The organism is Microbacterium sp. RD1, assembly GCF_052220165.1.
Classification (GTDB): Bacteria; Actinomycetota; Actinomycetes; order Actinomycetales; family Microbacteriaceae; genus Microbacterium.
In genome coordinates this window covers 858,880-882,059 of the sequence record NZ_JBQPOL010000001.1, presented here as the reverse complement: position 1 = coordinate 882,059, position 23,180 = coordinate 858,880, and the positions used below count along the sequence as shown (strand labels likewise).

At 70.2% G+C, this 23,180-nt stretch carries 23 protein-coding genes; 12 read left to right on the top strand and 11 right to left on the bottom strand.

Translation table 11 applies throughout. The features are described 5' to 3' along the window. Positions 1-60: 60 nt before the first annotated feature. From ACTU3I_RS04220 to ACTU3I_RS04210, 3 genes are read right to left on the bottom strand one after another with little or no spacing between them, the layout of a single operon-like run. Positions 61-780 carry an ABC transporter ATP-binding protein gene (locus ACTU3I_RS04220; RefSeq protein WP_442924382.1) on the bottom strand — a complete coding sequence of 240 codons (720 nt, stop codon included), beginning with the start codon at positions 778-780 and terminating at the stop codon, positions 61-63. Further along, on the bottom strand, positions 777-2,708 hold the full coding sequence (locus ACTU3I_RS04215) for a branched-chain amino acid ABC transporter ATP-binding protein/permease (RefSeq protein WP_442924381.1): 1,932 nt from the start codon (positions 2,706-2,708) through the stop codon (positions 777-779). Before ACTU3I_RS04215 ends, ACTU3I_RS04220 begins: the two co-directional genes overlap by 4 nt. Continuing rightward, complete coding sequence (locus tag ACTU3I_RS04210) at positions 2,708-3,574, bottom strand: branched-chain amino acid ABC transporter permease (RefSeq protein ID WP_442924380.1); 867 nt, start codon at positions 3,572-3,574, stop codon at positions 2,708-2,710. Before ACTU3I_RS04210 ends, ACTU3I_RS04215 begins: the two co-directional genes overlap by 1 nt. A gap of 117 nt (positions 3,575-3,691) precedes the next feature. On the opposite strand from ACTU3I_RS04210, the gene ACTU3I_RS04205 reads away from it, so the two are divergent. The 5 genes from ACTU3I_RS04205 to ACTU3I_RS04185 are packed head-to-tail and all read left to right on the top strand — an operon-like array spanning position 3,692 to position 8,319. Beyond that, positions 3,692-4,858 carry a CoA transferase gene (locus ACTU3I_RS04205; protein WP_442924379.1) on the top strand — a complete coding sequence of 389 codons (1,167 nt, stop codon included), beginning with the start codon at positions 3,692-3,694 and terminating at the stop codon, positions 4,856-4,858. Then, entirely contained in the window at positions 4,855-5,697 is an 843-nt protein-coding gene (locus ACTU3I_RS04200; RefSeq protein WP_442924378.1) for an alcohol dehydrogenase catalytic domain-containing protein, read from the top strand. Before ACTU3I_RS04205 ends, ACTU3I_RS04200 begins: the two co-directional genes overlap by 4 nt. Beyond that, entirely contained in the window at positions 5,694-7,166 is a 1,473-nt protein-coding gene (locus ACTU3I_RS04195) for an HtaA domain-containing protein (protein WP_442924376.1), read from the top strand. The genes ACTU3I_RS04200 and ACTU3I_RS04195 overlap by 4 nt, the downstream gene beginning before the upstream one ends. A 9-nt stretch (positions 7,167-7,175) precedes the next feature. Beyond that, the gene (locus ACTU3I_RS04190; RefSeq protein ID WP_442924375.1) at positions 7,176-8,123 is read left to right on the top strand and encodes a DMT family transporter; all 948 of its coding nucleotides are present in this window, start codon (positions 7,176-7,178) and stop codon (positions 8,121-8,123) included. A gap of 4 nt (positions 8,124-8,127) precedes the next feature. Continuing rightward, positions 8,128-8,319 carry a ferredoxin gene (locus ACTU3I_RS04185; RefSeq protein WP_442924374.1) on the top strand — a complete coding sequence of 64 codons (192 nt, stop codon included), beginning with the start codon at positions 8,128-8,130 and terminating at the stop codon, positions 8,317-8,319. A 7-nt stretch (positions 8,320-8,326) separates the two neighbouring features. Here the strand turns inward: ACTU3I_RS04185 and ACTU3I_RS04180 are convergent, their stop codons facing one another. Next, positions 8,327-9,124 carry an SDR family NAD(P)-dependent oxidoreductase gene (locus tag ACTU3I_RS04180; protein WP_442924373.1) on the bottom strand — a complete coding sequence of 266 codons (798 nt, stop codon included), beginning with the start codon at positions 9,122-9,124 and terminating at the stop codon, positions 8,327-8,329. A gap of 78 nt (positions 9,125-9,202) precedes the next feature. On the opposite strand from ACTU3I_RS04180, the gene ACTU3I_RS04175 reads away from it, so the two are divergent. The 3 genes from ACTU3I_RS04175 to ACTU3I_RS04165 are packed head-to-tail and all read left to right on the top strand — an operon-like array spanning position 9,203 to position 11,798. Continuing rightward, complete coding sequence (locus tag ACTU3I_RS04175) at positions 9,203-10,147, top strand: MBL fold metallo-hydrolase (protein WP_442924372.1); 945 nt, start codon at positions 9,203-9,205, stop codon at positions 10,145-10,147. Continuing rightward, positions 10,144-11,085, top strand: coding sequence for an aldo/keto reductase (locus tag ACTU3I_RS04170; protein ID WP_442924371.1), 942 nt, complete (start codon positions 10,144-10,146; stop codon positions 11,083-11,085). The genes ACTU3I_RS04175 and ACTU3I_RS04170 overlap by 4 nt, the downstream gene beginning before the upstream one ends. Beyond that, entirely contained in the window at positions 11,082-11,798 is a 717-nt protein-coding gene (locus ACTU3I_RS04165) for an alpha/beta fold hydrolase (protein WP_442924370.1), read from the top strand. The genes ACTU3I_RS04170 and ACTU3I_RS04165 overlap by 4 nt, the downstream gene beginning before the upstream one ends. On the opposite strand, the gene ACTU3I_RS04160 is transcribed toward ACTU3I_RS04165, so the two are convergent. Further along, positions 11,770-12,846 carry an NAD-dependent epimerase/dehydratase family protein gene (locus ACTU3I_RS04160; protein ID WP_442924369.1) on the bottom strand — a complete coding sequence of 359 codons (1,077 nt, stop codon included), beginning with the start codon at positions 12,844-12,846 and terminating at the stop codon, positions 11,770-11,772. The genes ACTU3I_RS04165 and ACTU3I_RS04160 overlap by 29 nt on opposite strands. A 112-nt stretch (positions 12,847-12,958) precedes the next feature. Between ACTU3I_RS04160 and ACTU3I_RS04155 the strand changes: the two genes are divergently transcribed. After that, positions 12,959-13,492: a VOC family protein gene (locus ACTU3I_RS04155; protein ID WP_442924368.1), complete on the top strand. Its 534-nt coding sequence runs from the start codon at positions 12,959-12,961 to the stop codon at positions 13,490-13,492. Beyond that, the gene (locus tag ACTU3I_RS04150) at positions 13,489-14,763 is read left to right on the top strand and encodes a cytochrome P450 (protein WP_442924367.1); all 1,275 of its coding nucleotides are present in this window, start codon (positions 13,489-13,491) and stop codon (positions 14,761-14,763) included. The genes ACTU3I_RS04155 and ACTU3I_RS04150 overlap by 4 nt, the downstream gene beginning before the upstream one ends. 21 nt (positions 14,764-14,784) lie before the next feature. Here ACTU3I_RS04150 and ACTU3I_RS04145 read toward each other — a convergent pair whose 3' ends face one another. From ACTU3I_RS04145 to ACTU3I_RS04135, 3 genes are read right to left on the bottom strand one after another with little or no spacing between them, the layout of a single operon-like run. After that, a complete protein-coding gene (locus ACTU3I_RS04145) occupies positions 14,785-16,071 on the bottom strand; it encodes an aminotransferase family protein (protein WP_442924366.1) in 1,287 nt (428 codons plus the stop codon). Positions 16,072-16,080: 9 nt separating this feature from the next. Next, positions 16,081-16,530: a Rid family hydrolase gene (locus ACTU3I_RS04140; protein WP_442924365.1), complete on the bottom strand. Its 450-nt coding sequence runs from the start codon at positions 16,528-16,530 to the stop codon at positions 16,081-16,083. Between the two features lie 50 nt (positions 16,531-16,580). Then, positions 16,581-17,081, bottom strand: coding sequence for a MarR family winged helix-turn-helix transcriptional regulator (locus tag ACTU3I_RS04135; protein WP_442924364.1), 501 nt, complete (start codon positions 17,079-17,081; stop codon positions 16,581-16,583). Positions 17,082-17,220: 139 nt separating this feature from the next. Between ACTU3I_RS04135 and ACTU3I_RS04130 the strand changes: the two genes are divergently transcribed. Further along, on the top strand, positions 17,221-18,270 hold the full coding sequence (locus ACTU3I_RS04130; protein WP_442924363.1) for an LLM class flavin-dependent oxidoreductase: 1,050 nt from the start codon (positions 17,221-17,223) through the stop codon (positions 18,268-18,270). Between the two features lie 78 nt (positions 18,271-18,348). On the opposite strand, the gene ACTU3I_RS04125 is transcribed toward ACTU3I_RS04130, so the two are convergent. Further along, positions 18,349-19,182 (bottom strand): PhzF family phenazine biosynthesis protein, encoded by an 834-nt coding sequence (locus ACTU3I_RS04125; RefSeq protein WP_442924362.1) that lies wholly within the window; start codon positions 19,180-19,182, stop codon positions 18,349-18,351. Next, positions 19,182-20,141 (bottom strand): prephenate dehydratase, encoded by a 960-nt coding sequence (gene pheA, locus ACTU3I_RS04120; protein ID WP_442924361.1) that lies wholly within the window; start codon positions 20,139-20,141, stop codon positions 19,182-19,184. The genes ACTU3I_RS04125 and pheA overlap by 1 nt, the downstream gene beginning before the upstream one ends. A 284-nt stretch (positions 20,142-20,425) precedes the next feature. On the opposite strand from pheA, the gene pgm reads away from it, so the two are divergent. Further along, entirely contained in the window at positions 20,426-22,072 is a 1,647-nt protein-coding gene (pgm, locus tag ACTU3I_RS04115) for a phosphoglucomutase (alpha-D-glucose-1,6-bisphosphate-dependent) (RefSeq protein WP_442924360.1), read from the top strand. Between the two features lie 63 nt (positions 22,073-22,135). Here pgm and ACTU3I_RS04110 read toward each other — a convergent pair whose 3' ends face one another. Next, on the bottom strand, positions 22,136-23,176 hold the full coding sequence (locus ACTU3I_RS04110; RefSeq protein ID WP_442924359.1) for an NAD(P)-dependent alcohol dehydrogenase: 1,041 nt from the start codon (positions 23,174-23,176) through the stop codon (positions 22,136-22,138). Positions 23,177-23,180 lie beyond the last annotated feature (4 nt).

Sequence of the window (23,180 nt, the reverse complement as noted above, 5' to 3'; positions counted from 1 at the left end):
ATTAGTTTACATGGTTTATTTGTTGGGACAAGATCACCCGCACGCTCCGCGGGCGACCTGTCAGCCGAAGTACGCGCTGTTGAGCGCAGCGCCCGAGAGCTCCGTCGGCGACCCCTGCGCGACGATGCGTCCCTCGCGCAGGACGACCAGACGCGAGCAGGCCTTCGCCACCCGATCGCTGTTCTGCTCCACGATGAGCATCGACACGCCACGATCGCGGAAGGCGTCCAAAGACTCGTAGATGCGGTCGATGACGAGGGGGGCCAGGCCCAGCGAAGGCTCGTCCAGAAGGAGCAGCTTGGGGTTCTGCACGATGGCCCTGGCCACCGAGAGCATCTGCTGCTCCCCGCCGGACAGCAGCCCCGCGAGCTGCTTGCGCCGCTCCGTCAGCACGGGGAAGAGGGCGTGGATGAGATCCTCGACCTCGGCCAGGCGCTGGCGAACCTTGGCCGGGCTCAGCGACATCGCCGCCACTTCGAGGTTCTCCCGCACCGTGAGCGGTCGGATGACCCGGTGGCCCTCGGCCAGCACGATCAGTCCGCGGCGCACGAGCTCGGGCGTCTCCGTCTTGGTGACGTCGGCGCCGTCGAACTCGACCGCCCCCGCCCGGAGCTTCAGCCCGCCGCTGATCGCCTTCAGCAGCGTCGACTTGCCGGCGCCGTTCATGCCGACCAGCCCGACGACCTCGCCCCTGTCGACGCTGAAGTCGACGTCGTGGAGGACGGGGCTGTGCTGCCCGTAGGCGACCGTGATGTCACGGACGTTCAGCAGCGCGCTCATTGCGACACCCCCAGGTAGGCAGCGATCACGTTCTCTTGCGCGAACACCTCGGCAGGCGGACCGGAGGCGATGACCTTACCCGCCTGCAGCACGTAGATGCGGTCGCAGGCGGCCGAGATGAGGGGCAGGTTGTGATCGACGAGAACGATCCCCAGGCCGCGGGCGGACAGCGATCGGATGATCTGAGCGACCTCGTCCCGTTCGAACTCGGTCAGACCTGCTCCTGGTTCGTCGAAGAGCAGGAAGGCCGGGTCGAGCATCAGGTTCCGCGCGATCTCGATCATGCGCAGCACGCCGTACGGGAGGGAGCCTGCGCGCTCGTCGGCGAGGTGAGCGATGGAGAAGTCGGCGAGGAGCGCCATGGCCTTGGCCCGTGACGCACGATCGTCGGCCTTGGCGCGCGGGAGGTAGAGCGTCTGCCCGAGCGCGGTGGCCTTGGCGCGCCCGTCACCGCCGAGCATGACGTTCTCCACCACCGTCAGGTCGGGGATGACCTTCGGGCTCTGGAAGGTGCGCCCCACGCCCAGGTTCACGATGTCGTGCTTGCGTTTGCGCAGAATGCTCTCGCCGTCCAGCAGCACGTCGCCGCCGGCGACGGGAATGTCCCGCGTCGCGGTGTTCAGCAGCGTGGTCTTCCCTGCACCGTTGGGTCCGATCAGGCCGACCACCTCGCCCGTCGACACGCTCACGTCGGCGTGATCGACCGCGATGTTGCCGCCGAACGCGACGACCACGTCGGTGAACTGGAGCGTGCGTTCGACCTCGGGACGGTCGACCACCGCCGCCGCCGCGGCGGGCGTGGCGGCATCCGCGACGAGGATCGGCGAGACCTCGGTCTCGCTTTCCGGTGGGGAGGTCACGCGGCCCTCCGCCGTCCGGGAGGGAACTCCGGATGCGGTGGTCCCGGTGCGGGCACGTCTGCGGGCGCCGAGCCGGTGCCGCAGGGAAGCCAGCGCGCCGGCGATGCCCCCGCGCGTCCCGATCACGAGGACGAGGATCCCGATCCCGTAGATGAGGTCCTGAGCACCGCTCGTGAGGAGAGAGATCTCATCCATCAGCAGCAGCGCCATGACACCGAACACCGGGCCCCAGAAGTACCCTGCACCACCGAGGATCACCGCGAGCAGCAGGGCGATGAGGCGTCCGAAGCTGAACGTGTCGAGGTCGATCACGAGCTGGAAGTGCGCGAACAGGGCCCCCGCCAGGCCGGCGACCCCGCCGGATATCGCGAAGGCGACCAGCCGTGTGCGTGACTCCGAGAGCCCGACCGACTCGAGGATGCGGGGGGATTCTCGCAGCGCCGTGAAACGGCGGCGCATGGCGGAGCGGTGGATCCTCGTCATCAGCTCGAAGACGAGCCAGGCGAACACCGCCACCAGGATGAAGTACTCGATCTCACCCCCCAGCAGCAGCACGCCGAAGACCTCAGGCGACGGGATGAAGTAGAGACCGTTCGTACCGCCGCTGAATTCCGGCCAGTTGATGAGGAGCTCGGCGAGCGCGAGGGCGAACGCCAGCGTCTGGATGGCGAGGAAGATCTCGCTGAGCCGACGGGAGGGCAACGCCACCAGCACGGAGCAGACGGCCGTCACCACGACGGCTGCCACCAGGCTCGCCCAGAATCCGATGGGCGTGTGGGTCTCGAGATAGACGCACGTGAACGCGCCGAGTCCGTACTGCATGACGTGCGCCATGTTGAAGCTGCCGGCGTACCCGTAGATCACGTTGAACGACGCGGCGAGCATGAAGGCGATGAGCGCCGCCGTTGCGAGGTGCGTCATGTAGGCGTTCTGCGAGGCCAGGAGACCCAGGACGAGCAGGACGATCGGCGCCGCGATGCGGGCCCCGGTGAGGTTCCCCATCCGGTCGAGGAGGGTACGGCGAGGCGGGGAGAGGGGCGGGATCGAACCGCCGGCGAGGCCGGCCATCAGACGCGCTCCGCCGTGCCGCGGAAGGCGAACAACCCGTGAGGGCGGAACGCCAGCACCAGCGACAGCACGATGAACAGCGTGACCAGCTGATACCCGACCGAGATGAACTGATCCGTGATCGTCACCGCAAGACCCAGCACCAGGGCGCCTCCTACCGCGGTGAACAGGTTGTCCAGCCCGCCGATCACCGCACCGACGAGTGAGAACACCAGAAGCGTCGGCGCGACCTCCACCGACACGGTCGCCAGGGATGCCTGGAACATGCCGCCGATCGCGAGGCAGACGCCCGACGCGATCCAGGCGACGAGATCGAAACGACGACCGCGGATGCCATACATCGCGGCGAGCTCGCGATCGTGGGCGACCGCTGTCAGCATCCGCCCCATGAGCGTGCGGTCGAAGATCAGCCACAAGACGAGAAGGAGGACGATCGCCCCGCCGATGACGACGAACCGCTGCGAGGCGGTCTGGAAGTCTCCGATCGTCACGGTGCCCTTGATCCAGGGCTGAATGACGGTGGGATCGCCGCCGAAAACCGAACGGGTGACGAAGTTGAGCAGCAGCCCCACTCCGAGCGAGGCGAGGGTCAACCCGATCGCCGAGACCCCGCGCCGCTGCGCCGGAAGGATCGCGATGAAGTACGTGAGCAGCCCCAGCACCGCCCCGGCGAGGAGTGTCAGCGTGACACCGATGGCCGAGTTGGTCAGGGAGCTCCACGCCGCGCACGCGGAGGCGGCGAAGATGGCGAAGTAGCCGGCCCCGAAGTTGACGACGCCGCTCACCCGGTACACCAGGCTCACAGACGCGACCAGGGGGACGAGAACTGCAGCCAGTGACAGCGCTGTCACGGCATAAACGATCATCGAGTCGTACTCACTTCCTCGTAAGCAGGTGGCGGTGCAGGAACGCTGGCAATTCGGCTCGCTGCGGTTACAGTTAACCTAGTACACGAATTTTTCGCAACCCACGAAGGAGTGGTGATGGCCACAGCATCCGGACCGCTGGACGGCGTTCGCGTGGTGGATCTGTCGTCCTTCGTGGCGGGACCGTCCGCCACCTTGACGCTGGCGCACCTGGGCGCCGATGTCGTGCGAGTCGACCCCGAGGCCGGCCCGGTCGATGGTGCGCGCTACCCGATCGGGCCCGATGGCGCGAGCCTCTACTGGACCGGCCTGAACAGAGGCAAGCGCGTCGCGCGCGCAGATCTTCGTTCCGACGCCGGCCGGGGACTCGTCCACGAGCTCCTGCGTGCGAGCGGTCCCGGCGGCGGAATCGTCGTCACGAATGCCGTCGGTCAGGAATGGCTGTCGTACGACAGCCTCGCCGCGGTGCGCCCCGATCTCATCCTGGTGCGTATCGAAGGGCGTGCGGACGGCGGCAGCGCGGTCGACTACACGATCCAGCCGGAGACCGGCCTGCCCGACATCACCGGTCCCGCAATCCTTCAGAGCCCCGTCGGCAGCCTGCTGCCCGCCTGGGACCTTCTCGCGGGACAGCAGGCGGCCGTCGCCGTGCTCGCTGCGCTGCGGCGGCGCGACGCGACCGGCACCGGCGGGGAGATCCGGATCAGCCTCGCCGATGTCGCCGCGGCGACCCTCGCGCATCTGGGCTACGTCGCGGACGCCGTCGTCAACTCGACCGTGCGCACCCGCGACGGCAACGCGCTCTACGGCAGCTACAGCCAGGATTTCGCCCTGGCCGACGGGTGCCGCGTCATGGTGACCGCGCTCACGCGACGACACTGGGCCAACCTGGTGACGGCGACGGGGACGGCTGAGCCGTTGGCCGCCCTCGAGAGGCACACCGGCTCGGACTTCTCCGCCGAAGCCGGCCGCTGGTCGCAGCGCTCGGCGATCACGGGCATCCTCGAGCCGTGGTTCGCCTCTCGCCCCCGCGCCGAGGTAGCGGCCGTCCTCGACGCCGCGCTCGTCCCCTGGGGCCTGTACCGCTCGATCGGGGAGATGGCGGGCCACCCCGACGGCCTCGTGGCACGGAGCCCCGTCTTCGACGTCGTCACCCACGACGGCGTGGGGACCTACCCGGTGCCCCGCACCGTCGCGCGCGCTGAGGGGTGGGGCGCCACCCCCACACCCGCTCCGCGCGCCACCACACCCGCTGCCGTCGCTGCCGAATGGAGAACAGCATGATCGCGATCCGCTTCCATGATTCCCACCCCGGCGAGGTCTTCGTCGACGAGATCTCCGAACCCTCCCCTGGCGAGGGCGAGGTTCTCGTCCGCCTCGAGGCGTCCGCGCTCAATCCCGCCGACCTGAAGATCCGCAACGGACTCATCCGTCCGCGCGGCGGCGAGGCGCCGTGGACGCTCGGCTGGGATCTGGTCGGTCGGGTCCACTCCGGCGCAGGCTTCCATCCGGGCGCACGCGTCCTGGGGATGTCAACCATGGCCTCCACCGGCCGCGGCACGTGGGCGGAGCTGGTCGCGCTCCCCGCAACCGCCCTGGCGCCGGCGCCCGAGCACCTCGAGGCGTCGGTGCTGGCCCCGCTGCCGCTGGTCGGGCTCACCGCTCTGCAGGCCGTCGATGTCCTGGCACCGGAGCCCGGCGACGACGTCCTCGTCGTGGGCGCACGCGGGGCGGTCGGTTCACTCGTGGTGAGGATGCTCGAGGCCAGGGGGGTTGCTCCACGCTCGGCCGTGAGAGGCGACGAGATCCGCCCCTCCTCGGCGGACATCGTCGTGGACGCCGCCGGCGTGGACAACGGCGCCGCGGTGCGTCCCGGCGGCCGGTACATCGCACTCGTCCCCGCCACCGAGCCCTCCTCCCTCCCCGACGGCTCCGCGCCGACCGTGGTGCGGGCTTCGCAGTCCGGGGCGGGACTCTCGCGACTCCTGGCTCTCGTCGCGGACGGCGTCATCCCGTTGTCGCCGCCGCGCGTGTTCGCGTTGGAGGAGGCGGCGGCCGCGTTCGCGGCGTTCGAGCGGCGGGACGGTCGCCGGGTGGCGCTGGTCACAGGAGGTGCACGATGACGAACACAGCGCACGGACTTCGATGGGGAATCAAGGACAGTCTTCTGCGATACGTCGGCGCGCTCGACGACGGCGAGATCGTGGTGACGGCTCCGGCTGTCCGCGAGGACGACGGGCGGTTCTCCTTCCCCGTCGACGACGTATCGGAGTGGGATCCAGCCACGGGTCTGGGAGTGATCCGGCTCGCCGGCTGCGCGAGGGTCACGGGGCACTTCGGGATGATGTCGGTGGCGATCGACGAGCCGTGGCTCGAGTTCACCGCCGCGGGCACCGCGCTCACCGTTGCGGATCCGGACCGCGATCCCGGTCATCGCGTGCGGATCGCAGAGGTCGACTATCGCCCCGCGCCGGGCGCCGCGATCATGGAGGCGATCGACGTCACGGCGACGCTCGCCCCCGAGGCGATGGGCATCTTCGGCGGGCAGTACTCGGCGGGAGAGCCGATGGATCCGCTGTCCTTCTCGATCGCGCCCGAGCCGGCCGGCCCGGAGGCTGACACGCATCTGCCCTCCCGAGTGACATCGGACCCGACCATGCGACTGTCCCTGGTGATCGCCGACCGGGCCGAGGAGGCCGAGGGCGTCGTCTCGCTCAGCCTGGCCCACCCCGACGGTGCCCCGCTCCCGGAGTGGTCCCCGGGATCTCACATCGACATCCACGCGGGCGACGGCCTGGTGCGCCAGTACTCGCTGTCTTCACTGACGACGGACCGCGAGCGCTGGCGCGTCACCATCCTGCGAGAGGACGACGGCGCCGTGTCGCGACTGCTGCACGAGACCGCGAAGGTCGGGTCGTCCGTGGAAGTGAGTCTGCCGAGGAACAACTTCGTGCTGGAGGCTTCACCGCGGTACATCTTCGTGGCCGGGGGCATTGGGATCACGCCCCTCGTACCGATGATCGAGGCGGCGGAGCGCTCCGGCGCAGAGTGGACCCTGGTCTACTCGGGACGCGACCGATCGCGGATGGCGTTCGTCGACGAGCTCGTCCGCCACGGCGAGCGCGCCCGGGTCGTGACCACCTCCGACCAGCCGCGCGTAGACTTCCGCGGCTATTTCGCGGAGCCGCAGCAGGACACTCTGGTCTACGCATGCGGCCCGGAGGCGCTGCTCGCCGAGCTGGAGGCGGCTACCGCCGAATGGCCCTCCGGCGCACTGCACGTGGAGCGCTTCGTGCCGCGGGAGATCGACGAGTCGGGCGACGTCGACTTCGAAGTGGAGTTCGTGGAGAGCGGCGTGACGGCCGTCGTGCCCGCCGGAAGGTCGATCCTCGCCGTCGCCGAGGAGCATGACATCCCGGTCATCTCGTCATGCTCGGAGGGCACGTGCGGCACGTGCGAGACCGTCGTGCTGGGTGGGCAGCCCGATCATCGCGACGCCATCCTCACCGACGCCGAGCGCGCCGCGAACCGCACCATGTTCATCTGCGTGTCCCGCTCGGTGAAGGGGTGTCCCCTCCGCCTGGAACTGTGACGAGGGCTCGTGGGCGGCTCTCCGGTGGGAAGGCGAGCCGACGCCGCCCTCTGGGTCATGTTCGGCGCGCTCGTCCTCGTGTGGGGGTCGAGCTTCCTGCTCATCAAGATCGCACTGCAGGGGCTCGCGCCCGCTGAGGTCGCGTTCATCAGAGCAGCACTGGGAGCGGCCACTCTGGTCGTCGTCCTTCTCGCGACGCGCCGTCGCCTGCCCCGCGATGGGCGACTGTGGTTCCACATGAGCGTCGTCGCCCTCACCCAGTGCGCGATCCCGTTCACGCTCACCTCGATCGTGGGTCAGCTCATCCCCTCCAGCCTCTCGGCGATCTACAACGCCGTCACCCCCACTCTCACTCTCGTGCTCACGCCGGTGCTGCTGCGGAACGAGCGCCTCACGCGCCTCCAGGTCGTCGGCATCCTCGTCGGCGTCGTCGGCGTGGCGGTGCTCCTGGCGCCGTGGCGCTACGCCGGAGAGATCCCGCTCGGCGAGACGCTTCCTGCGCAGCTCGGGATGCTGGCGTCGGCGGGGGTGTACGCCTTCGGCCTGGTGTATCTGCGCCGGTTCGTCGCCGCGACACCGTACGACCCGGTGACGCTGTCGACCATGCAGGTGCTGCTCGCGGTCGTCCCCCTGGCGGCGATCGTTCCGTTCGCTCTGCCGTTGCGCATGGCGCTGTCGTGGGAGGTCGTGTGCGCGATGCTCATCCTCGGGTGCCTGGGGACCGGATTCGCGTATGTCTGGAACACCGGGATCATCCGTCGCTGGGGAGCGTCGCGCGCGGCGACCGTCACCTACCTCATGCCGATCGTCGGCGTCATCCTCGGCATCGTCCTGCTGGGCGAGACCATCCACTGGTATGAGCCGGTCGGCGGCGCGATCATCCTCGCCGGTGTGCTCGCCTCGCAGCTCGGCGGCCGGGGCCCCCTCGACGACAAAGCAATTAAGGTTGTAAACTAATCGCATGAGAGTCGAAGTGGACTATGACGTGTGTGCCGGACTGGGGGTGTGCGAGTCCCTCGCCCCCCGGGTCTTCCGGGTGGGCGCGGACAGCACGATGACCATCGTCTCCCCCGAGCTCGAGGACACCGATATCGCGGCGGTCGAAGAGGCCGTCGCGGCCTGCCCGACCTTCGCCCTGCGGATCGCCCGCTGAGCCAGGATCAGTCGCCCTGAGCCCGGTGGCCGGCTCCGCTACCCGTGGCGGGCATGAGCGCCAGCGACATCCCCCCGTCCACGGCGAGATCGACGCCGGTGATCTGCCGGGCGGCAGAGCTCAGCAGGAAGAGGATCGCGGCGGCGACATCCTCCGGCGCACCGAGACGGCGAGTCGGGATGTGCGCGGCGCGCTCCGCTCGCGCACGACGCTGGCCGGGGTCGGGATCGACGCCGAACGCGCCGGCCGTCTGCGCCGTCAGAGTCGGGCCGGGCGAGACGGTGTTGCACCGGATGCCGTCCGGCCCCCATTCCAACGCCATCTGCTTGACGAGCATGATGAGCGCGGCCTTGCTCGGGGAGTACCCGCCGAGCGGGGGCGTCGGATGACTGCCCGACATGGATGCCGTCGCCACGATGGCGCCGCCGGCGACGGCCAGCATCCCGTGCGCGGCACGGCCCAGCAACCACGTGGGCCGCGTGTTGAGGGCGAACTGGGTGTCGAACCCCTCGACACTGAGGTCACGGAGGGCGGCCGCCCGAATGGCCCCGGCATTGGAGACCAGCCCGTCCAAGCCGCCGAGAAGTCTCCCCGCCTCGGCGACGGCCCGGTCACAGGCCTCGGGATCGGTGAGGTCCGCCGTCGCGGCGTATGCGCGGCCACCCGCCGCCTGCGCCTCGGCGACGGCCGCGCGGAGCCCGTCGGCGTCGCGATCGACGAGAAGAAGATGTGCGCCCTGCGAGGCGGCGGCGAGCGCGGTCGCGCGGCCGATGCCGCTGGCCGCTCCGGTGATCAGAATCCGCATGCGAACCTCGCTCGTCTTCTCTGCGCGGCGAAATCGTTAACATAGTACAGTAATACTTCCGGTGGAAGGTGGTCACGCATGACCGACGAGGACGCGCGCGGGCTCACGGCCCTCGCTCTGGCCATGGAGATCCCCGGCGCGCGGCCCCGCAGCTCCTGGGCGTATCTGCTCGAGGACGCCGCCGGAGGACTCCATCTCATCGACTGCGGTGCGGACACCGATGCGAACGCGCAGACGCTCGAGAACGCGGTGCGCGACCGCGGGCGATCGGTCGCCGACATCGCCACCGTCACGGTCACCCACGCGCACTTCGACCACGCCGGGATGGCGCTTCGCATCCAAGCCGCTTCGTCCGCACGACTCCACGTCGGTGCAGCCGACGCCGACGTCATGCGCGAGCACCGGACCTACGCCGGAGCGGATCTCGATGACCTGCTCGACCGGTGGGGTGTGCCCGGAGATCAGCACGGCACGCTGAGGCCCGCCGCCGGGCGACGCGTGGCTCCGGGCGAGCTGCCCCGCATCGACCGCGACCTGCGGGACGGGGACGACCTCGAGATCCCCGGGTGGAGCCTGCGGGTGTTGGCGACCCCCGGCCATACTCCGGGCTCCCTCTGCGTGACCGATGTCGACCGCGGAATCGCCTTCGTCGGCGACCATGTCCTCGCCGGGCAGAACCCGGCGCCCGGCCTCGGTGGGCCGGTCGCCTCGAACCCCGTCTCGGACTATCTGCAATCGCTCGAGCGCCTCGCCGCACTGTCGCCGCGTGTGCTGCATCCCGGTCACGGCGACACGATCAACGAGCCCGCCGGGCGCATCGGGGCGCTTCGCCGACACCACGCCCGGCGGCGTGAGGACGTCGGGCGTGCGAGCGCCGACGGCGCCGCGACGGTGTGGGACGTCGCCCGGCGGCTGCCCTGGTCGGGCGGGTGGGATGCGCTGGACGGCGTGCGGCGGTTCTCGGCTCTGATCCAGGTGGACGCGCATCTCGACGCGCTGCGGACAGAAGGAAGAGGACGATGATCGATCTGCTGGCGGGTGGGGCGCGCCTGGTCCTCGGTGGCAACACCTTCGGCTGGACCTCCGACGAGGCGGAGTCCCGGGTCGTCCTCGACGCCTTCGTGGACGGTGGCGGGACGATGATTGACACGGCCGACGTCTACTCGGCGTGGGTGGAGGGCCACGGAGGCGGCGAGTCGGAGACGACGATCGGCGCCTGGTTGCGGGCCCGCCGCCCACACGTCCCGCTACGCATCGCCACCAAGGTCAGCAGGCACCCGGATTTCCCCGGGCTCTCCCGATCCAACATCCTCGCCGCAGCGGATGCGTCGCTGGGGCGGCTGGGAGTGGAGCGGATCGCCGTGTACTTCGCGCACTACGACGACCCCTCGGTCTCCCTCGAGGAGACGGTGAGCGCGTTCCGGGAGCTGCAGGTGGCGGGGAAGATCGAGCACATCGGGCTGTCGAACTACTCCGGCGCCCGCATCGCCGAGTGGGTCGCGCTCGCGGATGCGCACGGCTGGCCGCGCCCGGCGGCACTGCAGCCGCACTACAACCTCGTCCGCCGACACGCCTACGAGACGGATATCGCGCCGGTCGCCCGCGCCTCCGGCCTCGCGGTCATCCCGTACTTCGCGCTGGCGAGTGGATTCCTCACCGGGAAGCACCGTTCGTCGGCGACGATCGCCGCATCCGCGCGCGAGCGCTTCACATCGCCGTACTACTCGGCGGCGGGCCTGGCCGTCGTCGACGAGGTCCAGCGCATCGCGACGGCGCGCGGGGCGCATCCGGCGACCGTCGCGCTGGCATGGCTCCTCGCTCAGCCGGAGGTGATCGCACCCATCGCCAGCGCACGCACGCCGGACCAGCTGACGGCGCTTCTGGCCGCGGACGATCTCGCCCTGAGTGCGGACGAGAAAGCAGCCCTCGACGCGGTCTCCGCCCGGGTGCCGGCGCCGTGACCTCCTTCCTCCTCGTCCACGGGGCCTTCCGTGGTGCCTGGTGGTGGGGTCGCGTCGCCGAGCGTCTTCGCGCCGAAGGTCACGACGTGCACGCGCCGACCCTTCCGGGTCTCGGAGAACGCGCCTCGGAATTGTCAGCGGATCAGAACCTCGACACATACGCCTCCGACATCCTCGACCTGCTGCACCGACACGATCTGCGCGACGTCGTGCTCGTCGGGCACTCCTTCGGCGGGTACCCCATCAGCGCGGCGGCCGACCGGGAGCCCGAACGGATAGCGCGGCTGGTCTATCTCGACGCCGCCGTTCCCGTCGACGGTCAGTCTGCGGTGGGGGACTCCGCGGCCACGGCGCAGAGCTGGCTGGCTCGAGCCGGCGACGACGGCTGGAGCGTGCCGCCGATGCCGGTCGAGATGGTGGAGGTACGGCGACCCTCGGACCGCGAGGCGGTGCAGGCGCGACTGACCAGGATGCCGCTCGCACCCTTCGTACAGCGACTGCGGTTGACCGGGGGAATCGATCGCATCCCGCACCGGCAGTTCGTGTTCGCGACGGGGTGGGCGGCCACCCCCTATCGAGGGCAGTTCGACCGGCTGCGCTCGGACCCCGCCTGGAGCGTCACCTCGGTGGACGCCGGCCACGAGCTCATGCTGGACGCCCCCGACCGCGTGGTCGACATCCTGCTCAGCGCGGAAGGACTCCCCGGGCGATGAGCGCGTGCAGCGCGTCGCGGAACATGTACTCCGTGTCGCGCACCTCGCAGAAGCCGGCCGCCTTCACCTTGACCGTGCTCACCAGCGCCGGAACCGCCGGGCCGTCGATGTCGACGCCGAACGTGTAGTCCGCGTACTGGTGCGACTTTCCGATCACCTCGGCCAGCGAGAGCGGCCGGAGGCCGTGCCGTGCCACGATGCGCTCCCACGTCCGCTCGTGCTCGGGGAGGAACTCCGCGAGACGCAGGCGAATCGGCGGGGCCGCCTCGATGCCGAACACGTCGGCGAACGCCGGCCACAGCTCCGCCCAGGAGAACACCTCGCCGTTGGTCAGGTTGAAATGCTCTCCCCACGCCGCCGGCGTCTCCGCCGCCCACCGGATCGCGCGCGCGACCAGCGCCACGTCTGCGGCCTGTACGGGCGCGAAGCGGCCGCCGGGAAAGGCGAACGGAAGACCCGTCTCCCGCGCGATGGCGGCGTACGCGCCGATGACCGGCGGCGTGCTGTAGGCCACGCCGTAGACCGGTCCGACGACTTGCACGGGCCGCAGGATCGTCCAGGCCGCGCCTGTCTCGCTCGCCCACCGGCCGAGGTGATCCTCCTGCAGCCAATAGAAGTTCTCGTGCGGGTCGCGCGGGTGACGCTCTCGCGCGGGCAGCGGGATGGAGTGCAGATGCACGCCGTACGCCTTGGTGCCTTGCATGATCACGACGTGTGCCGGCGCAGCGCGCAGGGCGTCCAAGACGTTCTGCAGCATCCGCAGATTGGTCTGCATCTGCTCGCGATCCGACCAGCCGGCGACGAGGCCGGGCTTCTCGAAGGCCGCGGCATAGACCACCCGCTCGATCCAGGGCAGTGCTCCCATCGCCCGCCTGAGAGCCGCGGCGTCGAGGAGATCGACCGCGAGGTGCCGGTAGGGCGCAGCCGTGGTCGTCTCCGGAGCCCGGCGCGCGAGCGCGACCACGTCCCATCCCGCCTCGGCGTACTCCTCCACCACGGCGGTGCCGATCAATCCGCTTGCCCCGACTACGAGGACCGTTTCCGGCATGTCGACCGTCCTTCCGTTGCGCCCCAGTGCGTTGCGCTCACCCTATCCGAATCAGTTAGCCACGTGTAGTATCTGCGGAGAGACGTGCAGAGACGCATCGAAGGAGTCGACGTTGACCCAGACCCCCCTGCTCCGGCTGTACCACACCGGAATCATCGTGAACGATCTGGACCGAGCCATGGCCGCCATGGGTGATGCGCTCGGATTGCAATGGTGTCCGCCGCTGACCTCCACCGTGCCCCTGCGATGCCCCGACGGCGTCGTCGGCCGTGAGGTCCGGTTCACCTACTCTCTGCAGGGCCCGCACCACATCGAGCTACTGGAGCAGATCGACCCGTCGCCGTACCTCAACGTGACCGGTGGGCGATATGTCCACCACCTCGGCTACTTCACCGACGACCTGCGGTCGGCCGCGGCCGACCTGGAGTCGCGGGGGTACCGGATGGAGCTCTCGGGCGTCGACGAGGAGGACGGCGGTATCGCGCGGGCGAGCTTCCACTACAACGACGAGGCCCCGGGGATGTGGATCGAGCTCGTGTCGCACGAGATCGCCGCGCAGCTGGGAGAGAACCTGCGCCTGGCCGCCGAAGCGGCGGGCGTCCCCTACGTGTCGCCGTTCGAACTGGCCGGGAGCGAGGCGAGATGACCGCCCTCGCCCACGCCCCCCTCGAGGACCGGGTCCGAGGGCTGCTCGCCGGAGACTCCGGCCTGCTCCGTGATCCGTTCCCCACCTGGAACGAGCTGCGCGACACCCGGCCCGTCACGCGCATCGACGACGCGGTGGTCCTCACCAGGTACGCCGACGTGCGCGAGCTCCTCGGCGACAACAACGTGCTGTACTCGCGCGCGGCGACGCGTCACTCGGAGCGATACGAGCGGGCGCGCAGCTCGTTCTCCCCCACGGGACGCGAGGCCTTCGACGCCGTGCTGGACCAGGAGTTCCAGCAGCTCGTGCGCCTGGACCCGCCCGACCACCCGCGCGTGAAGAAGCTCGTGCAAGCTCCCTTCTCCATCCGCAACCTGAAGGCGGAGATGGAGGACCGGGTTCGTCGACGCGTGGACTCCGGACTGGACGCCCTCGCAGCCGCGGATTCCCCCGTCGACTTCAAGCACTTCGCCTTCAGCCTCCCTCTCACGGTGCTCGGCGACCTCCTCGGGATCCCGTTCGACGATCTCGACCAGATCCACGGCTGGGCGAAGCGGATCGCCGAGAACAAGTTCAACGCCGATTCCGAGACCGCGGCGATCGAGGCCGCCGATGCGTACGCGGGGCTGCTGGCGTACATCGAGGAACTGCTCGCCGCGGCGCGCGCGGCCGGTGCCGGCACCGGCCTCATCGCCGCGCTCCTGGAGTCGGAGTCATCCGGCGCCATGACCCATGACGAGAGCGTGGCCATGGTCGCGCTCATGATCTTCGCCGGTCACGAGACGACCAGCAACCTGCTGAGCATCGGCATGCTGAGCCTCCTGAGCGACCGCGCTCAATGGGAGGTCCTCGTCGCCGAGCCCGACCTCGCGCCGGCAGCCGTGGAGGAGCTCACCCGGTATGTGACGCCCGCGCACTTCCTGCCCTACGTCGCCGCCGAGCGGCGCGAGCTCGACGGGGTCGTCATCGACAAAGGCGACACGGTGATCGGCGTGCTCGCGGCGGCGAACCGCGACCCCGCGGTCTTCGCTCACCCCGACTCGCTCGACATCCGCCGACGCGAAGCCCGCATGCACGTCGGATTCGGAATGGGCACCCACTCCTGCCTGGGCGCGGGGCTCGCGCGGATGGAAGCGGCCACCCTCTTCCGCCGTATGGCGGAGCGGTTCCCCGCGGTCCGCCTCGTCGACGAGAGCGGCATCGAGTGGGGCGGGCGTTCGCTGCGCACCCCCCTGGTGATGCCGCTGCATCTGGGCGACGCCGCGAGCTGACCCCGCTGCGGCGGCCGCCGATCACCGCCTGGACGCGGCGGCCGAGACCGCCGCGTCCAGGCGTTCGAGCAGGTCGTCGAGCTCGCCGTCAGTGGTGATCAGGGGTGGGGCGACCAGGCACGCGTCGTTGTATCCGCCCGTCGCGGGGTAGACGATGAGGCCGCGGGCCATCGCCTCGGCGATGACGTCTGCGGCGAAAGATCCTGCCGGCCCCGCCGCAGGAGGCGCGAACTCGATCGCGCGCAGGAGTCCCGCTCCGCGGGCATCCGTGACGACGGCATGAGCGTCGCGAAGCCTTTCCAGCCCGCCGGCGAGGTAGTCGCCGGCGACCTGCGCACGATCGACCAGTCGCTCGTCGATCAGAACGTCGAAGACGGCGTCGGCCACCGCTGCACCGAACGGGTTCCCCGCGTAGGTGTGACCGCCGGGGGCGCGCCCGGTACCCGCCGCGATCGTCGACATGATCCGCTCGTTCACCAGCGTGGCCGCGACCGGCGCGTAGCCGCTGGCCACACCCTTTCCGAGCGCGATCAGGTCGGCGCCCACGCCCGCGTGCTCGACCGCGAGCATCCGGCCCGTGCGACCGAGTCCCGTCATCACCTCGTCGGCGATGAGCAGCACTCCGTAGCGATCGCACAGGGTCCGGAGCCCTCGCAGGTATCCCGGCGGCGGGGAAGTGGCACCCAGCGTCGCCCCGCCGACGGGCTCGAAGACGACGCCGGCGAGTTCTTCGGCCTGCTCGGCGATCACCGACTCCGCCCGCTGGAGCATCCCGGCCACCGAGGCCGGCGTCGATGCTCCACCGGGCGCCTCGCCGTAGGGCGACGGCAGCCGGGCGAAGTCGTGGGCGAGCGCACCGAAGCCCGCCCGTCGCGGGTGGCCGGACAGCGACGAGGCACCGAGCGTATTGCCGTGGTAGCTGCGATCGTGGGAGAGGAATCGCGTCCGCCCGGCATCGCCGCGTTCGCGATGGAATTGCAGGGCGAACTGCATCGCCGCTTCGATCGCCTCCGAGCCGGAGTCGACGAACCAGACGCCCGCGAAGCCCGTGGCCTCCGTGAGCTTCTCTGCGAGACCCACCAGCGATCGCGAGGCGAACGCGCCGCGGTGGGTGAACGTGACCCGCCGGGCTTGCTCCCGCATGACCGCCACGATCCGCGGATGGGAGTGCCCGAGGTTCACCGCCATCGCGCCCGAGCATCCATCGAGGTAACGACGTCCGTCGGTGTCGTAGACCCACACCCCCTCGGCGTGATCGACGTGGGGCAGCTGCGTGCCGATGACGTTCTGAATGAGTGCTCCGGACATCTCTCCCCCTTACACCGCGGCCTTCACGGCGATCTCCACCCGCATCCCCGCGTGCGCCAACACGGGGACCGCGACGGCGGTCCAGATCGGCGGCCTCTGGGCGAGGTGGCGACGCAGGTGCGCCGCCACGGCGTCCAGCGCCTCCGACTCGATCACCTCGGCGCCGGGCGCCGGAACGTGGTACGTGGAGACGCTGTAGACGTCGCTCCACGATGCTCCGGCGCACTCCAGGGCGGAAGCGACGTTGTCGAACGCCTGGCGCACCTGCTCGTCGAGGCGTTGCGCGAACCCCCCGTCCGGGCCGACGCCCGACTGGCCCGAGATCTCGACCAGGTCTCCGATGCGCACGGCCTCGCTCAGGTGGTACCGCGCGAGGTCGCCCCGCCCCTTCGTCGACGAGACGTGACCTGTCACCGTGGCCCCTGATCGGAGCACGCGCTCGTACAGCGGAAGCGCCATCGCTACACCACCTTAACTATTTGGTCGTAGGACGACCGGACCTCGTGTCGTCAGGACCTCGCGGGAAAGCCCGTGAGCCGCTCCAACGCGGGAAGCGCCGCGACGAGGTTGCTCAGCTCCTCCGCCGACAGCCGCGCCAAGTGCTCGGTGAGCCAGATCTCCCGCTGATGCAGCGTGCTCTCGCGCACGCTGTTGCCCTTCGCCGACAGACGGATCTCCTGCACCCGCCGGTCGGTGGGCACTTCTTCTCTCGTGATGAGCTGGAGCGCCTCGAGGCGGCTGAGCGAGCGTGTGACCGCCGGAGGGGTCACCCCCTCGCTCTCAGCCAGAGCCTTCGCCGTGACGGGTTCCGCACGATGGATCGCGAACAGCAGGGCGATGAGCGCGTGCGGCAGCTCTTCGTCGCTCTGCTGTCGCAGCATCCGACCCAGACGCCCCAGCGCCATCCGAAGTCGGACGAGGTCCTCCTGGCGCACCTCGGCAGCGAGGACCGTGCCCGCGCGCTCGGAGATGCCGCCGGACTGTGTGTCGATGCTGTCGATCGAAGTCATCCTCACGTCGCTGAGCGGATAATTGCCGCGAGCCTACCATCCCGTTAGCCACGTAAACAGTACAACGTGAGGAGTTCGCCCGAGTGACGAGCGCGACATCCGAGGAATGCGGGCGGATGCGGCGGCGTTGCTTCGGAGGATGAACGCTCCCGCCCTCTCCGTCCTCGACCTCGTCCCCGTCACGGCGGGCCAGACCAGCGCACAGGCCGTCGCCGCCTCCCTCGACCTGGCCACGCACGCGGATCGGCTCGGGTACCGCCGCTACTGGTACGCCGAGCACCACAACATGCCGGCCGTGGCTTCGACGACCCCGCCGGTGCTGGTCGCCGCCGCCGCGTCCCGGACCGAGCGCATCCGGGTCGGCTCGGGCGGGGTGATGCTCCCGAACCACTCGCCGCTCGTCGTGGCGGAGCAGTTCGCGGCGCTCGAGGCGATCGCCCCCGGCCGCATCGATCTCGGGATCGGACGGGCACCCGGTTCCGATCCGGTGATCACGCAACTGCTGTTCCGCTCGGGAACGACGAGCGACGTCGACCGTTTCCCCGATCACATCACCGACATACTGGCGCTGACCTCTCCTGAGGGGGCGACCGTGCGTTTCACATCGGGCAGCGAGTACGCGGTGCACGCCACGCCGTCCTCCACCGGCTCACCGGAGGTGTGGCTCCTCGGTTCGAGCGACTACTCCGCGCAGCTGGCCGCCCGCTTCGGCCTGCCGTACGTCTTCGCGAACCACTTCTCCGGCGACGGACTCGAGCGCGCGCTCGGCCTGTACCGCACGCAGTACCGCCCGAGCGAGCAGCATCCGGAGCCCCGCACCTTCCTCACCGCCAATGCGGTCGCCGCGCCCACGGCCGAAGAGGCCGAGGAACGCGCCCTGCCGCAACTGCGGATGATGGCACGGCTGCGCACCAACCGGCCGCTCGTCGCGCTCGAGACCGTCGAGCAGGCCCAGGCCGATCCGTGGGACGGCATGACGACATCGATCATTGACTCGACACGCGCCAAGTGGTTCGTCGGCACCGGCGACCAGGTGGCCGCCGAGCTCACCGCTTTCGCGGCGAAGTACGGCGTGGACGAGATCATGATCTCCCCCGTCGCCGGTGCGTACGACGGCGAGCCGAGGGACGCTGCGCCCGGCCGCATCCGCACGCTGGAGCTTCTCGCCCAGCCCGTGCCCGCGGCCTGATGGGCGTCGCGCCGTCATTTGCGTGAATCGGCGGCTAAACCTCGGGGTTTAGCCGCCGATTCACGCAAGACGGGCGGCTCAGGCGAGGGCGGCGGCGGTCCCGGAGACCGTGATGCCGCCCTCGGCCGGGATCTCCACGGCGAGCAGGCTCGGGCGCCCCACGTGCCGGCCCTGGCGGATGGCGACGCGCGCGGGCGTCTCGACCAGTCCGAGTGCGCGCAGGTAGCCGCCGAACGACGCCGCGGCCGATCCCGTCGCGGGGTCCTCGGTGATCGCGCCCACGGGAAACAGGTTCCGCGCCTCCCAGATGCCGTCGGCGAGACGGAGCATCACGGTGACCGTGCCCGCCCAGCCCTCCGCATCCATGAGCGCCCGCACGGCGTCGGGGTCGAAGGCGAACGCGTCGAAGACACCGGCGTCGGCGAGGACGAGCACCGGATGCCGATTGCCCGCGTACGCGATTCGCGGCGGGAAGGCCGGGTCGAGGTCGCTCTCCTCGAGGGCGAGGAGAGTGAGCAGCCGGTCGAGCGTTGCGGGTGCGAGCTCCTCCAGCGACGGATCGACGCTCGTGAACGCCGCGCGCACGGCGCCGTCGCTGTCGCGCCAGGTCTCCAGGTGCACCGGCCCCACCGGCGTGGTGAAGTCGAGCGGACCGGCGCCGCCGCGCTCGGCCAGCGCGACGGCCGTCGCGATCGTGGCGTGTCCGCAGAACGGCACCTCGGCGACCGGGGAGAAGTACCGGATGCGCAGGTCCTCGGCGACGAACGCGGTCTCGGAGAAGCCGACCTCGGCAGCGATGGACTGCATCCGCCGTTCGTCGAGGCCTGCCGCATCCAGCACCACACCCGCGGGGTTGCCGCCGCCGGGCCGGTCGCGGTCGGCGAAGGCGGCGTAGCGGAGCACCTCGGGCATCAGAGCTCGGGTTCCCCGCTCAGCAGGCCCCGCAGCCAATCGCGCGCCTCGACGAAGACGTCATCGGAGTAGCGGTCGGGGTAGCGCACGATCGCGCGGTCGGCCCGCGCGTAGGACCCGAGATAGATGACCTTCGGGCTGAACCGGCGGAGCCCGAGCAGCGCGTCGGCCATCCGCTCGTCCTCGATGTGGCCGTCGGCGTCGATCACGAACCGGTACCGGCCGAGCGCGTCGCCGATCGGCCGCGATGCGAGGAGCGACAGGTTGATGCCGCGAGTGGCGAACTGCTCGAGCAGTTCCAGCAGTGCCCCCGGGTGGTCCTCGGGGAGTTCGACGACCAGCGAGGTCTTGTCCGCCCCGGTCGGCGGGGCAGGAGCGACCGTGCGCGAGACGAGGACGAATCGGGTGACCGCATCCGGGTTGTCGCCGATGTTCTCGGCCAGTACCTCCACCTCGTGGTGAGCGACGATGCCGGGGGCCGCGATCGCGGCGTCGGCGTCACTCGTGCCGTCGAGCACCCCGAGGGCGCTGGCGACGTTGCTCGCCGCGGGAAGGTGCGCGTGGGCCGGGAGCGCGGCGGAGAGCCACTGCAGGCACTGGGCGTAGGCCACCGGATGCGCCGCCACGAGGGACACGTCCTCCAGGCGCGTGCCGGGCCGGGCCACGATCACGAAGTTCACCGGAACGAGGTACTCGCCGACGATCCGCACGCCCGGCATCGTGGCGAGGGCGTCCTGTGCGGTGGACACGCCGCCGTCGACGGAGTTCTCGATCGCGATCATCGCGGCATCCGAGCGCCCCTCGACGACATCGGCGAGCGCTTCGGCCACGTTGCGCACCGATCGCCACGTCTGATCCCGGGCCTCGGGCACCTGGGCCAGGGCCGCCTCCGTGAAGGTTCCGGCGGGACCGAGGTAGCTGTAGGTACGGCGGGCAGGCGCGGTCTCGGGCTCGGGCATCACGGCGATCAGCCTAGACCCGCGGAGTCCAGGCGGCCCTGTACCGTACTCAGCCTGAACAGATGGTCTCCGAGCCTCGGCCGCGAAATCCCGCGGGCGGAGCGGACGTGCGGGCGCATCGAGACTGAGTACGTGCCGGTAGGCGGACGGCAGGATCGAAGATCGCAGCGATTGCCCGCAGACGGCTCGCGAGCGGCGGCGTGGCGGCGCCCGTCGCTGTTTTCGTAGCGACTTCGTGTCAAACCCGGTGTCGTGGGAGGCGGGTTGCGGGCAGACTGGTCGACATGAGCAGTCGCGCAGGCCTCCCCGCCGAAGCATCCGACCTGATCGACATCGACGAGCTGATCGCCGCCTACTACGACCGCAAGCCCGACGCCTCGATCCCGCAGCAGCGGGTCGCGTTCGGCACGAGCGGGCACCGCGGCTCGTCGTTGTCCACGAGCTTCAACGAAGACCACATCCTGGCCACCACACAGGCGATCGTGGACTATCGCGCCGCCCAGGGGATCACCGGGCCGCTGTTCCTCGGTCGTGACACCCATGGGCTGTCGCGGCCGGCCGAACGCAGCGCGATCGAGGTGCTCGTGGGCAACGGCATCGACGTGCGCGTGGACTCCCGCGACGCATGGGTGCCCACCCCGGCGCTCAGCCACGCGATCCTCGCCTACAACCGCGGCCGGGCCGCCGACGACCCGGGCCGCTCCGACGGCATCGTCGTGACCCCGAGCCACAACCCGCCGCGGGACGGCGGCTTCAAGTACAACCCGCCGAACGGCGGTCCCGCCGACACGGATGCGACGGGGTGGATCGCCGCGCGCGCGAACGAGCTCATCGCGGCCGGCCTCGAGGGCGTGCGACGCACGCGCTACGCCGATCTGGACGCCGACGCGCTCGGCGAGTACGACTTCCGCGACGCCTACGTGCGGGACCTGGCGAACATCATCGACATCGACGCGATCCGCCGCGCCGGGGTGCGCATCGGCGCCGACCCGCTGGGCGGAGCATCCGTCGAATACTGGGCCCTCATCGCCGAGGTGTACGAGCTCGACCTGACCGTGGTGAACCCCGACGTCGATCCGACGTGGCGGTTCATGACGCTCGACTGGGACGAGAAGATCCGGATGGACCCGTCGTCGCCCTCCGCCATGGCGGCGCTCGTGGCACGCCGACACGAGTACGACATCCTCACCGGCAACGATGCCGACGCCGACCGGCACGGCATCGTCACGCCCGACGCCGGCCTGATGAACCCGAACCACTACCTCGCGGTGGCGATCGACTACCTCTTCTCGCATCGGCCAGGCTGGTCGGCGGATGCCGCGGTGGGGAAGACGCTCGTATCGTCGATGATCATCGACAAGGTCGTGGCCGGTCTCGGCCGCACGCTCTACGAGGTTCCGGTCGGGTTCAAGTGGTTCGTCCCGGGGCTTCTCGACGGCTCCGTCGCGTTCGGCGGGGAGGAGTCGGCGGGCGCGTCGTTCCTGCGTACCGACGGTTCGGTGTGGACGACCGACAAGGACGGGATCCTGCTCTGCCTGCTCGCGTCCGAGATCCTCGCGGTGACCGGGAAGACGCCGTCGGTCCGCTACGCCGAGCTGGAGGCGGAGTTCGGATCCTCCGCGTACCAGCGGGTGGATGCACCGGCGACCCCCGCGCAGAAGGCCGAACTGGCCAAGCTCTCCCCCGACGCGGTCACGGCGACCGAGCTCGCCGGCGAGCCGATCGTCGCGAAGCTCTCGCACGCGCCCGGAAACGACGCGCCGATCGGCGGGCTCAAGGTCGCGACCGCCGACGCGTGGTTCGCCGCCCGTCCCTCGGGCACCGAGGATGTCTACAAGCTCTACGCCGAGAGTCTCCGCGGCCCCGAGCACCTCGCCGAGGTGCAGGCCGAAGCCCGCGCCGTGGTGTCTGCCGCCCTCGGCGGCGCCTAGCCCCCTTGCGTGAATCGGCTGCTAAACCGGCCGGTTTAGCAGCCGATTCACGCAAATGGCGGGTTAGAGGGTCGCGATGTCGATGACGAAGCGGTAGCGCACGTCACTGGACAGCACGCGCTCGTACGCCTCGTTGATCTCGGATGCGGCGATCATCTCCACCTCCGGGGCGATACCGTGCTCGGCGCAGAAATCGAGCATCTCCTGCGTCTCGCGGATGCCGCCGATGGTCGAGCCCGAGAACGAGCGGCGGTTGGTGAAGAGCGTGAACATGCGCACGCCGACGGGCTCGGGCGGCGCACCGACATTGACCATCGTGCCGTCGAGGGCGAGGAGGCGCAGGTACGCCTCGACGTCCAGCGGCGCGCTCACGGTGTTGAGGATCAGGTCGAACGAGTTGCGGAGCGTCCGGAAGGTGTCCGGATCGCTCGTGGCGAAGTAGTGGTCGGCGCCGAGGGCCAGCGCGTCGTCCTTCTTGCGCAGCGATTGGGACAGCACGGTGACCTCGGCACCCATCGCGGCGGCGATCTTCACGCCCATGTGTCCGAGGCCCCCGAATCCCACGACAGCCACCCGCGTTCCGGGGCCGGTCCGCCAGTGCGCCAGCGGCGAATAGGTCGTGATCCCCGCGCACAGCAGCGGCGCAGCCCTGTCGAAGGGGATCGCCTCCGGCACGCGCAGCACGAAGTGCTCGTCGACGACGACGGCCTGCGAGTACCCGCCCTGCGTGATCGTGCCATCGCGATCGACGGCGCCGTAGGTGTCGACGAAGCCGTCGAGGCAGTACTGCTCGAACCCGGCGCGGCAGTTCTCGCATTCGCGGCACGAGTTCACCATGCATCCGACGCCCACCCGGTCGCCGACGGCGTGCGAGGCGACCTCGGCGCCGACCGCCGCGATAGTTCCGACGATCTCGTGACCCACCGTCAGCGGGTATGTCTGCGGGCCCCACTCGCCTCGCACCGTGTGGATGTCGGAGTGGCAGACACCGGCGTAGGCGATGTCGATGCGCACATCGCGCGGGCCCAGATCCCGGCGCTCGATCGTGACCGGCTCGAGCGGGTCGCTGGCGGACGGGGCGGCGAAGGCGCGGACGGTCGTCATGATC